This window comes from Enterobacter wuhouensis (assembly GCF_035835995.1).
In the GTDB taxonomy this organism is placed as follows: Bacteria; Pseudomonadota; Gammaproteobacteria; order Enterobacterales; family Enterobacteriaceae; genus Enterobacter; species Enterobacter wuhouensis.
Window position 1 is genome coordinate 3,860,966 of record NZ_CP142124.1, and the last position, 12,741, is coordinate 3,873,706.

14 protein-coding genes are annotated in these 12,741 nt (G+C 55.4%); 8 read left to right on the forward strand and 6 right to left on the reverse strand.

Annotation, left to right across the window (positions count from 1 at the left end):
* Window positions 1-20: 20 nt before the first annotated feature.
* Window positions 21-887 carry a LysR family transcriptional regulator gene (locus tag VPX56_RS18300; RefSeq protein ID WP_326468155.1) on the reverse strand — a complete coding sequence of 289 codons (867 nt, stop codon included), beginning with the start codon at window positions 885-887 and terminating at the stop codon, window positions 21-23.
* 101 nt (window positions 888-988) lie between these two features.
* On the opposite strand from VPX56_RS18300, the gene VPX56_RS18305 reads away from it, so the two are divergent.
* Entirely contained in the window at window positions 989-1,450 is a 462-nt protein-coding gene (locus tag VPX56_RS18305) for a multidrug/biocide efflux PACE transporter (protein WP_326468157.1), read from the forward strand.
* A gap of 119 nt (window positions 1,451-1,569) precedes the next feature.
* Window positions 1,570-2,799, forward strand: a complete 1,230-nt coding sequence (locus VPX56_RS18310) for an amino acid permease (protein ID WP_326468159.1) — start codon at window positions 1,570-1,572, stop codon at window positions 2,797-2,799.
* A 55-nt stretch (window positions 2,800-2,854) separates the two neighbouring features.
* Here the strand turns inward: VPX56_RS18310 and VPX56_RS18315 are convergent, their stop codons facing one another.
* Window positions 2,855-3,307: an Lrp/AsnC family transcriptional regulator gene (locus tag VPX56_RS18315; RefSeq protein ID WP_045404629.1), complete on the reverse strand. Its 453-nt coding sequence runs from the start codon at window positions 3,305-3,307 to the stop codon at window positions 2,855-2,857.
* A 115-nt stretch (window positions 3,308-3,422) separates the two neighbouring features.
* Between VPX56_RS18315 and VPX56_RS18320 the strand changes: the two genes are divergently transcribed.
* Window positions 3,423-4,034, forward strand: a complete 612-nt coding sequence (locus tag VPX56_RS18320; RefSeq protein ID WP_131633635.1) for a LysE family translocator — start codon at window positions 3,423-3,425, stop codon at window positions 4,032-4,034.
* Between the two features lie 27 nt (window positions 4,035-4,061).
* Here the strand turns inward: VPX56_RS18320 and VPX56_RS18325 are convergent, their stop codons facing one another.
* On the reverse strand, window positions 4,062-4,334 hold the full coding sequence (locus VPX56_RS18325; protein WP_008499687.1) for a GNAT family N-acetyltransferase: 273 nt from the start codon (window positions 4,332-4,334) through the stop codon (window positions 4,062-4,064).
* Between the two features lie 10 nt (window positions 4,335-4,344).
* Complete coding sequence (gene yjdI, locus VPX56_RS18330; protein WP_032660181.1) at window positions 4,345-4,575, reverse strand: 4Fe-4S mono-cluster protein YjdI; 231 nt, start codon at window positions 4,573-4,575, stop codon at window positions 4,345-4,347.
* Window positions 4,576-4,751: 176 nt separating this feature from the next.
* Between yjdI and VPX56_RS18335 the strand changes: the two genes are divergently transcribed.
* The 5 genes from VPX56_RS18335 to VPX56_RS18355 all read left to right on the forward strand — a co-directional run bounded on the left by VPX56_RS18335 (window position 4,752) and on the right by VPX56_RS18355 (window position 11,241).
* Window positions 4,752-6,374, forward strand: a complete 1,623-nt coding sequence (locus tag VPX56_RS18335) for a sensor histidine kinase (RefSeq protein WP_326468164.1) — start codon at window positions 4,752-4,754, stop codon at window positions 6,372-6,374.
* 1 nt (window position 6,375) lies between these two features.
* Window positions 6,376-7,071, forward strand: coding sequence for a response regulator (locus VPX56_RS18340; protein WP_131633633.1), 696 nt, complete (start codon window positions 6,376-6,378; stop codon window positions 7,069-7,071).
* Between the two features lie 168 nt (window positions 7,072-7,239).
* Complete coding sequence (locus VPX56_RS18345) at window positions 7,240-8,328, forward strand: ABC transporter substrate-binding protein (RefSeq protein ID WP_131633632.1); 1,089 nt, start codon at window positions 7,240-7,242, stop codon at window positions 8,326-8,328.
* 80 nt (window positions 8,329-8,408) lie between these two features.
* A complete protein-coding gene (locus VPX56_RS18350) occupies window positions 8,409-10,178 on the forward strand; it encodes an ABC transporter permease (protein WP_023309073.1) in 1,770 nt (589 codons plus the stop codon).
* Window positions 10,171-11,241 (forward strand): ABC transporter ATP-binding protein, encoded by a 1,071-nt coding sequence (locus VPX56_RS18355; RefSeq protein ID WP_131633631.1) that lies wholly within the window; start codon window positions 10,171-10,173, stop codon window positions 11,239-11,241. The genes VPX56_RS18350 and VPX56_RS18355 overlap by 8 nt, the downstream gene beginning before the upstream one ends.
* Window positions 11,242-11,384: 143 nt before the next feature.
* Here VPX56_RS18355 and hxlB read toward each other — a convergent pair whose 3' ends face one another.
* Together hxlB and VPX56_RS18365 are read right to left on the reverse strand one after the other, a co-directional pair.
* Window positions 11,385-11,945: a 6-phospho-3-hexuloisomerase gene (gene hxlB / locus VPX56_RS18360; RefSeq protein WP_131633630.1), complete on the reverse strand. Its 561-nt coding sequence runs from the start codon at window positions 11,943-11,945 to the stop codon at window positions 11,385-11,387.
* Window positions 11,946-11,959: 14 nt separating this feature from the next.
* A complete protein-coding gene (locus tag VPX56_RS18365; RefSeq protein ID WP_131633629.1) occupies window positions 11,960-12,712 on the reverse strand; it encodes an SDR family NAD(P)-dependent oxidoreductase in 753 nt (250 codons plus the stop codon).
* Window positions 12,713-12,741 lie beyond the last annotated feature (29 nt).

Here is a 12,741-nt window from a genome sequence, read left to right on the forward strand (position 1 = left end):
AGTGAGTTAAATCACAAGGATTAGCGAGCGTCCTGCAAATACTGCCGCAGCCAACTTCCGGCGACGCCTGGGGGCGATCGTTTGTTCCACAGCAGATCGATGCCGATCGCGCGAGGCCAGCCGGGGACGTTCAGTTGCACCAGCGATTTTGCGGCGGCGAATTCGTCTACCAATGCGCACGGCAGCACGCACCAGCCAAATCCCTGCACCGCCATACTCAAGAGTAACAGGTAATTTGGCGCTGACCAGATGGGCCCTCGGGCAAGCGGTGTCTCGCGCTCAAGATAGGTGCTCAACCGCAGCTCGCGCCAGCCGTGCAGCTCGTCGCTTTTTGTTTCGTGTTGTCCGGCAAGAGGATGCTCTGCAGAGACATAGATTGCCATGCGGGTCTGCATGGGAAGGCGGGTCGCGCCGATATCCGTCGGGTAGCTGTCGCGCGCTTCCGTCAGGCCAATCTGCGCCCTCTCCTTTTGGAGCAGGTCGATAACATCCTCTTCTTCACCAATCAGACATTCGAATTCCGTATGGGGAAAACGCTGGTCGAACTGTTTCATCAGATCTTCGAGCACGTCCGGGTTGAGCGTGTCGGAAAGCACAAACGTCAGGCGCGCCTCGGTTTGCGCCGTCAGGGACACCGCCAGCTCGTCAAGCCGCGCGCTGGCGGCGAGGATCGACTGCACATAGCCCAACACCTGCTCGCCCTGGGCGGTTAACACCGGCTGGCGGGCCGAGCGGTCAAAAAGATCGAACCCCAGATCCGCCTCAAGGTTGGCAATGGAGGTGCTGATCGTGGACTGGCTTTTACGCAGGCGACGGGCGGCGGCAGAAAAAGAGCCGGCAGCCACCGTCTCGACAAACGCGGTGAGAGCTTCGGGGGAATAGCGCATGAGCTATCTACTTTATCGATGGATACCATCTTTAATATATCAGCTTTAGCGATAAAAATAGGCCGCATCAACGCCCATAACGGCGAATTAATGAGGTCACTATGCAACATCAGGATGCACTCCAACGTAAACTGCCGGAGCGGATCTTCCATGCCGTCTGCTTTGAAGGGATTGCCACCGCCATCCTCGCGCCAACCACAGCCTGGCTCATGCAGCGCTCCGTGGTTGAAATGGGAGGGTTAACCATCATCCTCGCCACCACGGCGATGCTCTGGAACATTATCTATAATTTCGGGTTTGACCGCTTCTGGCCCGTTCAGCGCGTGAAACGCACGGCCAAAGTTCGCGCCCTGCACGCCTTAGGATTTGAATGCGGATTTATTGTGATTGGCGTATCAATTGTTGCCGCCGTACTGGGCGTGACGCTGCTTCAGGCATTCACTCTGGAAATAGGTTTCTTCCTGTTCTTCCTGCCGTACACCATGTTCTATAACTGGGCGTATGACACCCTGCGCGAAAAATTTATCAAACGCCGCCAGCAGCGACGCGCCCTGGCAAACTAATTCTCTTCTGGCCGGACGCCTGCTCCGGCCAATCTCTTTCGAAGCAACTGCGTCCTCGCCTCATAATTATGGTAAATTGCACTTCTTTTTGTTCGTTTTATAGTTGATACGTTGCTCTAATGTCGAAAATTTGGTCAAAAGAAGAGACTCTCTGGAGTTTCGCCCTCTATGGCACCGCCGTGGGCGCAGGAACGCTGTTCTTGCCCATTCAGCTTGGCTCCGCAGGCGCGATTGTCCTGCTTATTACCGCCCTTGTGGCCTATCCATTAACCTACTGGCCGCACAAAGCGCTGGCGCAATTTATCCTGTCGTCCAAAACCAAAGGTAACGAAGGGATTACTGGCGCGGTAAGCCACTACTACGGTAAGAAGATCGGCAATCTGATCACCACGCTCTATTTTGTCGCCTTCTTTGTGGTGGTGCTGATTTACGCGGTGGCGATAACGAACTCATTAACCGAACAGCTGGCAAAGCGAATGACGGTCGATACCGGCGTGCGCATGCTGGTGAGCTTTGGCGTCGTGCTGGTGCTGAACATGATCTTCCTGATGGGCCGTCACATTACGATAAAGGTAATGGGATTCCTGGTGTTCCCGCTGATCGCCTATTTCCTGTTTGTGTCTCTGTACCTGACCGGAAGCTGGCAGCCGTCGCTGCTCACCAGCCAGATGGCATTCAATCAACATACGCTGCATCAGGTGTGGATTTCGATCCCGGTGATGGTTTTCGCTTTTAGCCATACCCCGATTATCTCGACGTTTGCAGTCGATCGTCGCGAGAAGTACGGTGACGAAGCCATGGGTAAATGCAAAAAAATCATGAAGGTGGCGTACCTGATTATCTGCCTGAGCGTGCTGTTCTTCGTGTTTAGCTGCTTATTGTCCATTCCACCGTCTTATATCGTGGCGGCGAAAGAGGAAGGGGTCACGATCCTGTCGGCGCTGTCTATGATGCCTTCCTCACCGACATGGCTGGGCATTTCCGGGATTATCGTGGCGATCGTGGCGATGTCAAAATCGTTCCTCGGCACCTATTTTGGGGTGATTGAAGGGGCGACAGAGATTGTAAAATCGTCGCTGGGTCAGGTGGGCGTGAAGAAAAGCCGCGCCTTTAACCGCGCAATTTCCATTATGGGGGTGTCGTTAATCACCTTTGCCGTCTGCTGCATTAACCCGAACGCCATTTCGATGATTTACGCCATCAGCGGCCCGCTTATCGCCATGATCCTGTTTATCATGCCGACGCTGTCGACGTATCTGATCCCCTCGCTGAAACAGTACCGCTCCATTGGCAACCTGCTGACGCTGATCGTCGGCGTGCTGTGCGTGTCGGTGATGTTTGTAGGCTAATCCCCTTTCCTGCCCGGTGCTCTGCCGGGCAGGCTATTCAGTCCTGGCCTGCTGCTTACAGCGGAAAAGGCCTGTCCTGCACGACCGTTTTCATGACAAGCGTTGAGCGAAGATGCTGCACGCCCGGCATGGCGGAGAGCTTCTCGTCGTAGAGCTTCTGGAAAGCGGGAAGGTCGCGGGTCACGACGTGCATCAGATAATCGGGATCGCCAAACAGGCGCTGTGCCAGCACAATCTGCGGGATCTCCTCCACCGCCGCTTCAAACGCGCTAACCGCCTTTCTGTCCCCCTCCTTCAGCGTCGCAAACACTATCGCCAGGAAGTTGAATCCCATTTTGGCGGGGTCGAGGCTGGCCCGGTATCCCGTTATGGCCCCGCTTTGCTCCAGCGCCCGCACGCGACGATGGCACGGCGAGAGGCTCAGGTTCACTCTTTCAGCCAGCTCGGTCAGGGATAAGCGGCCATCAGACTGTAGCTCAGCAAGAATTTTTCGATCGATGCTATCCATGTGGAAGATTTTCTCAATTTCACGGTGTTATGAGCATAACATTGAAAGCCTATTTCGCAGGGTTAGCGATATTCTTTTTCTCAACCTTTGACGCACTGCGGGAGTCTTCAGGACGATGGAAATGAGTATTGTGGCCGGCTTTTGGGTGGTTTCTTTTCTGCTTATCATGACGCCAGGCGCCGACTGGGCCTACGCCATTAGCGCCGGAATTAACGGGCGACGCGTGGTGCCGGCGGTGATGGGGTTGATGTCCGGGCATATGTTAGCCACGCTGATTGTGGTGGCTGGCGTGGGGGTAGTGATTGCTCAACATCCGCTGGCGTTAACCGGGTTGACCGTGGCGGGAGCCCTGTATCTCCTGTGGCTTGGCATAGGCTTGTTGCGTCACCCTGCCGCACCGGAAAAGGCCACCCACCATGCGGGAAACTGGAGGCAGTGGGCGGTGAAAGGACTCTGTATTAGCGGTCTTAACCCGAAAGTTTTTTTACTTTTCCTGGCGCTGCTTCCGCAGTTTACCGACCCGACCGGAAGTTGGTCGATAGCAATGCAAATGTCCGCGCTTGGCGTGATGCACCTTATCACCTGTACGCTGGTCTATCTGCTGGTGGGGTATGGTTCGAAAGCGGTACTGGCGACCCGGCCGCAGGCGGCGCGTCTGGTAAGCATGGCATCAGGAGGGATAATGGTGCTGATCGCGTTGATATTGCTATTTGAGCAGGCGAGATGAAAAAACACCGGCCATCGCCGGTGTTATTTACGCCCGAATATCGTCATATTCCCGCGTTTTATCAAACTCATGCTTCGCGAACGGGCACAGGGGAATAATTTTGCGGTTCTCACCGCGCATCTTCTCCACCACTTTCGCCACCAGCTGTTTGCCAACGCCCTGCCCTTTCAGGCTCTCATCCACGTCGGTGTGCTCGATAATGCTCAGGTGCTCGCCGGTCGGTACGAAGACAATCTCCGCGACCTGGTTGCCGTTCGCATCATTCACGTAAAACTTGTTATGGCCTTCCAGAATATCCATGGTTCCTCGCTTATTTTTGGCGATACTTCAGCGCACCGCTCGGGCAGGTATCAATCACGCGGACAACCGTTTCAACGTCCACTTCATCGGGAACGATCCACGGTTTACGTTTCAGATTAAACAGCTTTGCGCTCCCACGCACGCAGTTACCTGAGTGTTTGCAGATCCCGGTATTGAAGTAAACGTCAATTTTCTCGCCGGTATAGGCCCGGTAACCCGCATCCAGTAGTTCTTTATCCATGACATTGCCTCTGTAATTATTATCGTGCTGAATGAAGCATAGCCTTACGGGATCCTGATGGCTATAACGCCGAAAACGAAAAGCCAGGTCACAACTCTTTTCTCGCCAGATTGCGTCCGCTATTGGCACATGTCAGGCTCGGCAAATGTCACTTTTGCATAACTTCCGCAGGTTGAATGAAACGCAGACTCTCTTTTCAGGTAAAGCTGTTTTTAGCGCTGGTGTGCTTCTCCTGCCTGCTGTTAGTTCTGCTGGGAACAATCCTGTTTCATTTTATTGACCGACAGCTCCATCACGATCTCGGCCAGCGCGCCCGGGTTCAGGCCAGCCAGATCGCGCTGATGCCGGGTCTGGCGGCTATGGTTGCAGCCAGAGATATCCCCGGCATCGCCCGATTAATTCAGCCGCTGCGCGCCGAAAGCGATGCCAGCTACATTGTGATTGGCGATACCGAGGAACAGCACCTTTATCATTCGGAATCTCCGGAGCGTATTAATTTACCGATGATCGGCGGGGATAATGCGGAGGTGTTAAAGGGTAAAACCATTATTTCCGTGCGTCAGGGCGGGATTGGCGTGTCGCTACGCAGCAAAGCCCCCATCTTCAACGCGCAGCATCAGGTGATTGGCATTGTCTCGGTCGGCTATCTGACCTCGTATATTGCCAACATTAACGCCCGCATTCTCTGGCAGTCGGGGTTGTACGGCGCTGCGCTTCTGCTCCTGCTGTTTATTTTCTCCTGGCTGTTTACCCGCAACCTCAAAAAACAGATGTTCCGACTGGAGCCAAAAGATATCGCTCAGCTGGTGTTACAGCAGCGCGCGCTATTAGAAGCCATGTACGAAGGGGTATTTGCCGTCAACGGTGAGAAGCAGCTGATTTTAATTAACCGCGCGGCACGAGAAATGCTGGATATTCGGCAAAGTGAGAAAGAACTTATCGGTAAACCGCTGGAAAACATTTTGCAAACGTCGCCGGGCTTTTTATCCCAGCGCTACGCCTCGGTGAGCAGCGGGAGCCACGACCAGATTGCGGTGCTGAACCAGCGGGAGGTGATCGTCAACCGCGTAGCGATTGAGGTCGAAACGGGCGTTGAAAGCGGCTGGGTGTACAGCTTTCGCGACAAAAATGACATTAACACGCTCAGCAGCCAGCTTAGTCAGATCAAACGCTATGCGGATAACCTGCGCATTATGCGCCACGAACAGCTGAACTGGACCGCCACGCTGGTCGGGTTGCTGCAGATGAAACACTATGACGAGGCGATCCGCTACATCCAGGTGCAGTCAGAAGGCGCGCAGCGCGTGCTGGATTTTGTCTCCGCCCATTTTGTCTCTCCGGCGCTGTGCGGGCTGCTGCTCGGAAAATACGTCAGCGCGCGCGAAAAAGGCATCGAGCTGCTGTTTGATCCCGCCTGCCAGCTCACCCGCATGCCTGCCGCGCTGAGTGAAACGGAGCTGATGTCCATTATTGGTAATCTGCTGGATAACGCCGTGGAGGCGACCCTCAACGCGCCGGTCCACGCGCCGGTAGAACTCTATATTTCTGACCGTAACCAGGAGCTGCTGATCGAGGTAGCCGACCGGGGCTGCGGGGTGGACGATGCGATGAAGCCGCATATTTTCCGCCAGGGGTTTAGCAGCAAACCGGACAGCGAAAACGACATTGTGGGTACCGAGCACGGTATTGGCCTGTTTCTGGTGGCAGGATATATCGACAAGGCCGGCGGCAGTATTGAGATAGCCGACAACACGCCGCAGGGCACTATTTTTTCCGTGTTTATTCCGAATGGGCAATAGCATGACCCGACCACTTGACGTTGTGATCGTTGAGGATGAGCCGCACCTGGCGGAGCTGCATCGCGAGTATATCGAGCAAAATTTTCATTTGCGCGTGGTGGGCATCGCCGCGTCGATTGAGCAGGCGTGCAGCCTGATTCGTCAGCATCAGCCGCGGCTTATCCTGCTGGACAACTATCTCCCGGACGGTAAAGGCGTGGAGCTCATCGATAACCCGCTGCTGAAAAGCTATGAGTGCTCGGTGATCTTCATCACCGCCGCCAGCGATATGCAGACCTGCAGCCACACCATGCGCAGCGGCGCGTTTGACTACCTGATTAAGCCCGTCTTTTTCCAGCGCCTGCACGCCTCGCTGGAGCGCTTTATGCGCTTCATCCACACCGTGCAGCAGGTGAAGGTGGTCGACCAGCATGCGCTGGATCGCCTGTTTAATCTGCCTGCTGCGGAAGCCTCCATTACCCCGTCTACGAAGGGCATTGAGCCCCAGACGCTGGAACGGATTAAACGCCTGTTCGCCGAGCATCCCGACAACGCGATGTCGGTTGAAGAGGTGGTGGATAACGTGGGGATCAGCAAAACCACGGGACGTCGCTACCTTGAATACTGCGTGGAGAGCGGGTTAATCAGCGTCGAAATGCTGTATGGCAATATCGGCCATCCGCGAAGGTTATACCGCAAAGCGCCCGAGAAACCGTAATCCAGAACCGTTCGTAAGCTAACGTTCGTGGATTTTATGGTGTTAATTGCTGAAACGACGGCGACAATCACACTTCGGAATCATTACCCGCTCCCCCCTATTGTGGGTGGAGCCCGATACGCTATGTTGACAATTAGTTCCTCAAATGTAACTAAAAGGTTAACTATAATGTCGAACACGTTCCGAATTTCTCTGCTTACCGCTACCGTACTGTTCTCTGCTTCTGCACTGTCTGCCCTGCCGCAGGGCTATCCTGCTGAGTATCAAAAAGTTGTTGATGCCGCAACGAAAGAGGGCAAGGTTGTTATTTACTCGACCACCGACATCAAAGCCGCCGGGCCGCTGATCCAGGGCTTCGAAAAAACCTACCCGGGCATTAAAGTTGAATACAACGACATGAACAGCACCGAGTTGTACAACCGTTTCATCAGCGAACAGGCCTCCGGTGGCGTGAGCGGCGACGTGGTCTGGAGCTCCTCTATGGACACCGGGCTGAAGCTCGCCACCGACTACGCCATGGAGTATAAATCTCCGGAGCAAGGCCAGCTGCCGAAATGGGCGGTCTGGAAGGATAAGGCTTACGGCACTACCTATGAGCCGGTGGTCTTTATCTACAACAAGCGTCTGATCCCGGCCGGCGACGTGCCGGACTCTCACGCCGCACTGGCGAAGCTGATTGCCAGCCAGACGGACAAATTCAAGAGCAAAGTCACCACCTACGACATCGAAAAATCGGGCCTGGGCTTTATGCTCTCGGTTCAGGATCACAACGCCGATCCTAACTACTTTAAGACCCTGGCCGACGTCGCCAAAGGCGGCTTATCGGTGCAGTCATCTACCGGCACCATGATGGAGCGCGTCTCCTCCGGTGAAAACCTGATCGGCTTCAACATCCTTGGCTCCTACGCGGAAGCGCGTGCGAAGAACGATCCGTCGCTCGGCATTTCCTATCCAAAAGATTACACCCTGGTGCTGTCGCGCGTGTCGTTCATCAGCCAGCAGGCGCAAAACGGCAACGCCGCGAAGCTGTGGCTGGACTATGTGCTGTCTGAACAAGGGCAAAACATTCTGGCCAATCAGGCGGATATTCCCTCCATTCGTAACGATATCGAAGGGAAAAATGATATCGACGGCCTGACCAAAATCCTCGGCAACGCGCTGAAGCCAATTCCGGTTGATGAAACGCTGCTGGAATACCTGCAGCCGAAAAAACGCCTGGAGTACATCAAAGAGTGGCGTACCGCCGCCGGTAAATAAGCGTCTGAGCGCGGCGCAGGCCGCCGCGCTCCCTTATCGACTGAGTTCGTTTTTCTGGGCTGCAACACCAGGGATACCCCATGAATACATTACGCAGAAAGTGGCAAAGCCTGCCGCGAGGCATCGTCGTGCTGATAACCGCCCTGGTTATCTACACGCCGCTGTCGTTTATCGTGATACAGAGCTTCCTGTCCGCCCCGTTCTTTTCGCCGTCAAAAGAGTGGAGCTTTGAATCATTTGAATTTATTTTCACCGACCCTGATTTTTATAAGGCCCTGAAAAGCGGCTTTATTCTTGCTTTCGGGCTGGTCTTTATCTCCATTCCGCTGGGCGGCGTGCTGGCGTTCCTGATGGTGCGTACCGACCTGCCCGGTCGCCGGTTGATTGAGCCGCTGATCCTGGTCCCGATTTTCGTTTCACCGATGGTGCTGGGCTTCGGCTACGTGGTAGCCGCCGGTCCGGTGGGCTTTCTCTCCCAGTGGGCTCAGGCGCTGATTGGCTTTGTGCCGTGGAATATCTACGACATGTCGAGCATTGTGGTCATCGCCGGCCTGACGCACGTCCCGCACGCCTATCTGTATATCTCGTCAGCGCTGCGCAGCGTGGGCTCCGATGTGGAAGAAGCCGCGCGCACCGCGGGGGCGTCGCCCTGGCAGGTGATGACCTCCGTCAGCCTGCCGATGGTGCGCCCGTCCATTCTGTACGCCACCGTGCTGCTGTTCTTCCTCGGGCTGGAAGTGTTTGGCCTGATGCTGGTACTCGGCGACCCGGAAGGCAACATGGTGCTGGCGACCTATCTCTATAAGCTGACGAACAAGATGGGCACCCCATCCTATAACCTGATGGCAGCGGTTGCCGTGGTGCTGATCTGCATCACCATCCCGCTGGTGATGCTCCAGCGTCGCCTGATGCGTACCGCCAACCGCTTCGTCACCATGAAGGGCAAGGCCTCGCAGGCCCGCGCGCTACCCCTGGGTAAATGGCGCTGGGTGGCTGGCGGCGTGATTGCCTTCTGGCTCACCGTCACCATCGGCGTTCCGCTGCTCGGCGTGGTATTACGCGCGTTTATCTCCAACTGGGGCGTGGGCGTTTCGCTGTGGGACGAGCTTTCTCTGAACACCTTCCGCACCATCTGGGCGCAGCCCAACCTGCTGCGCGCCATCGTTAACTCCATGGCGATTGGCGTGATTGGCGGCGCGCTGGCCGTGGTGTGCTACCTGTTTGTCGGCATTGCCATGCACCGCAAGCCGGATAACACCACGCGTTTCCTGGACTACAGCGTGCTGGTGCCGCGCGCCGTGCCTGGCCTGCTGGCGGGTCTGGCGTTCCTGTGGGTGTTCCTGTTCCTGCCGATGTGGCTGGATAACTCCCTGAAATCCGGCTGGCTTTCCGGGTTCGCCTGGACCGACTGGATGCGCGAAAACGTCATCGTCTGGCTGCGTTCGCTGCGCAGCACCATTTTCAGCGTCTGGCTGGCCTATACCGTGGTGTGGATGGCTTACGGGCTGAGGCTTATCTCTTCCACGCTGCTGCAGGTGGGGCCGGAGCTTGAAGAAGCGGCGCGCAGCACCGGGGCGACGCGCGGGCAGATCACCCGCCACGTCACCATCCCGCTCTCCCGCTACGGTCTTATCGGTTCGTGGCTGCTGATGTTCCTGATCTTTGAGCGCGAATACTCAACGGGTGTGTACCTGCTTTCACCCGGCACGGAGACCATCGGCTCGATGCTGGTTTCCCTCTGGGCCGCGGGTGCCATCGATATCGTGGCGGCGCTCTCTTTCATTAACATCCTGCTGGTCGTGGTAGGTCTGGGCATTGCCCTTCGTTTCGGAGTGAAAATACATGATTGAATTAGCGGTTGACGATCTGCACTTAACCTACGGCGACAATCCTGTTTTAAAAGGTGTCTCCATGAACCTGAAGCGCGGCGAAGTGGTCTCCCTGTTAGGCCCCTCCGGCAGCGGTAAAACCACCCTGCTGCGCGCCGTCGCGGGTCTGGAAAAACCGACGCAGGGGTCGATTGTCATTGGCAACAATAAAGTTTACGACGGCACGCCGCGCAGCGAGATCCCGGCGGAAGAGCGTAACCTGGGGCTGGTGTTTCAGTCCTACGCCCTGTGGCCGCACAAGACCGTGTTTGAGAACGTGGCCTATCCTCTCAAGCTGCGCAAAGTTCCGGCCAAAGAGATCCAGCAGCGCGTGCAGGGCGTGCTGGACCAGCTGGGTCTGGGCCATCTTGGTAAACGTCACCCGCACCAGCTCTCCGGTGGGCAGCAGCAGCGCGTGGCGATTGGCCGTGCGCTGGTATACAACCCGCCGGTGATTTTGCTGGACGAACCGCTCTCTAACCTCGACGCCAAGCTGCGCGAAGAGGCCCGCGTGTTCCTGCGCGAGCTGATTATCAAGCTCGGGTTATCCGCGCTGATGGTGACGCACGACCAGAACGAAGCGATGTCCATTTCCGACCGCATCCTGCTGCTCAACAACGGCAAAATTGAGCAACAGGGCACGCCGCAGGAGATGTACGGCTCGCCGAAAACGCTGTTTACCGCCGAGTTTATGGGCAGCAACAACCGCCTGCACGGCAAGGTCACCGAAGTGCGCGACGGCAAAGCGCGTATCGAAGGAAAAGGCTGGGTGCTGTGGGGCCAGGCCGGTGAAGGGGTACAGAGCGGTGAAGAAGCCACGGCGGTGATCCGCGTCGAGCGCGTGGCGGTGGTCGAGGGGCCTGGGGAGAATCAGCTTAAGCTGCCGCTGCTCACCAGCATGTATCTCGGCGACCGGTGGGAGTACCTATTCCGCACAGTGGGGGATGATTTTGTCATTCGTGCGTATGGGCATGAGGTTCGGGATCCGCAGCACTGCCATCTTTCGCTGCCTGAGAAGCATGTTTGGGTGTTCCCGAAAAATTAAAAAAACGACGGGTTATTGGTCGGGTAAGGCAATGCCTTCACCCGACGTTTATCGACTAATTAGACAACCCTTGCCCGGCAGCGCTGCGCTTACCGGGCCTATCAAAACTTAAGACGTCCCGTTAAATGGACGCTTCCTGGCGATTACTCAAGGTCAGCGTGTCTCTTAAACATCGTGTCGCTGGTTTCGCCGAGCTGGGCCATCAGCTCAAGCACGATTGCGTCATAAGCGATAAAGCAGAGCTGCTCAAAAGCCGATCCCATGGGTTGGGAAAAAGCACCGTCTTCACGATCGTTGTCTTCTTTTACGGTGCCAGGCAACACAAGCGTGCTTTTGGCCAGTTTGCCGATTGTGGACTCGGCTTTCATCGTAACAAGCGCCACATCCACGCCGCAGGCTACGGCCTTCTGCGCCAGGCTCACAAGACTGCCGGTCTCACCGCTGCCGGAGCCAATAATGACCAGGTCGCCCGGTTTCGTATGAGGAGAAGAAATTTCGCCTACAACGCTTACTGAAAAACCGAGGTGGAGAAGACGGTTTGCAAAGCCGCGGATGGCGATGCCGCTACGACCCGCGCCCTGCAGAAAGATATGCCTGGCATTTTTAATCTGTGCGACAAATTGGGCTGCCTGGGCATCATCAATTTTCATCGCATTTTGCTGCAGCTCGCTCAGGATATTTAAGGTATTTTGTTGAACACTCATGTGATTCCCTCCCTTTAAGCGATGGTACGGCCACCATCCATCAGAATGGTTTGCCCCTGGATGTACGAGTTATCTTTATCAGCCAAAAAGATTGCCAGGTTAGCCACATCGTCAATGGTGCCAAGGCGGCGCACCGGAATTTTTTCCAGAACAGCATCAAGATCGGCCTGGGTAGGATAATTGACGCGCATCATTTCACCGGTATCAATCAGGCGTGGAGCGATAGCGTTAACATTGACACCCTTAGGCCCCAGTTCTTTTGCCAGGCCGCGAATCAATCCCTCACCGCCTGCTTTACTGGCCGGGTAACTTACACCGCCACCAGTGCCGGAAAGCGCGGAGCCAGATGAGATATAAACGATAGATCCACGGTTAGTGGTGAAGTCGTCGTAGAACGCCTTAACGGTGTTAAACAGGCCTGTAAGGTTAATTGCAATTGTTTTATTCCACTCTTCAAAAGTAATGTTATTAACCTTATTAGCAAACGCCACGCCCGCGTTTAATACCAAAATATCAATACGTCCGAAGGTTTGAAAAACCTGCTCGCGAACGTTTTCCAGAGCCTTCGGATCGGATACATCGGTTTTAACGAATAAGGATTTAACATTACCGAAAGTTAACTCTTCGGCCGTCTTTTTACCATTTCCTTCATTGTAATCGACAATGACAGTATGAGCCCCACGGTCAGCGAATTGCTGAGCAATACCTTTACCGATTCCATGTGCCCCACCGGTTACTAGCGCGACTTTACCTTCAAAATTACTCATTTCACTATACTCCTCAAAATCTCAGGAAA

Coding starts and splice junctions, on each gene's coding strand:
- VPX56_RS18300 (WP_326468155.1), bottom strand. CDS start 887: ATGCGCTATTCCCCCGAAGCTCTCACCGCGTTTGTCGAGACGGTGGCT.
- VPX56_RS18305 (WP_326468157.1), top strand. CDS start 989: ATGCAACATCAGGATGCACTCCAACGTAAACTGCCGGAGCGGATCTTC.
- VPX56_RS18310 (WP_326468159.1), top strand. CDS start 1,570: ATGTCGAAAATTTGGTCAAAAGAAGAGACTCTCTGGAGTTTCGCCCTC.
- VPX56_RS18315 (WP_045404629.1), bottom strand. CDS start 3,307: ATGGATAGCATCGATCGAAAAATTCTTGCTGAGCTACAGTCTGATGGC.
- VPX56_RS18320 (WP_131633635.1), top strand. CDS start 3,423: ATGGAAATGAGTATTGTGGCCGGCTTTTGGGTGGTTTCTTTTCTGCTT.
- VPX56_RS18325 (WP_008499687.1), bottom strand. CDS start 4,334: ATGGATATTCTGGAAGGCCATAACAAGTTTTACGTGAATGATGCGAAC.
- yjdI (WP_032660181.1), bottom strand. CDS start 4,575: ATGGATAAAGAACTACTGGATGCGGGTTACCGGGCCTATACCGGCGAG.
- VPX56_RS18335 (WP_326468164.1), top strand. CDS start 4,752: ATGAAACGCAGACTCTCTTTTCAGGTAAAGCTGTTTTTAGCGCTGGTG.
- VPX56_RS18340 (WP_131633633.1), top strand. CDS start 6,376: ATGACCCGACCACTTGACGTTGTGATCGTTGAGGATGAGCCGCACCTG.
- VPX56_RS18345 (WP_131633632.1), top strand. CDS start 7,240: ATGTCGAACACGTTCCGAATTTCTCTGCTTACCGCTACCGTACTGTTC.
- VPX56_RS18350 (WP_023309073.1), top strand. CDS start 8,409: ATGAATACATTACGCAGAAAGTGGCAAAGCCTGCCGCGAGGCATCGTC.
- VPX56_RS18355 (WP_131633631.1), top strand. CDS start 10,171: ATGATTGAATTAGCGGTTGACGATCTGCACTTAACCTACGGCGACAAT.
- hxlB (WP_131633630.1), bottom strand. CDS start 11,945: ATGAGTGTTCAACAAAATACCTTAAATATCCTGAGCGAGCTGCAGCAA.
- VPX56_RS18365 (WP_131633629.1), bottom strand. CDS start 12,712: ATGAGTAATTTTGAAGGTAAAGTCGCGCTAGTAACCGGTGGGGCACAT.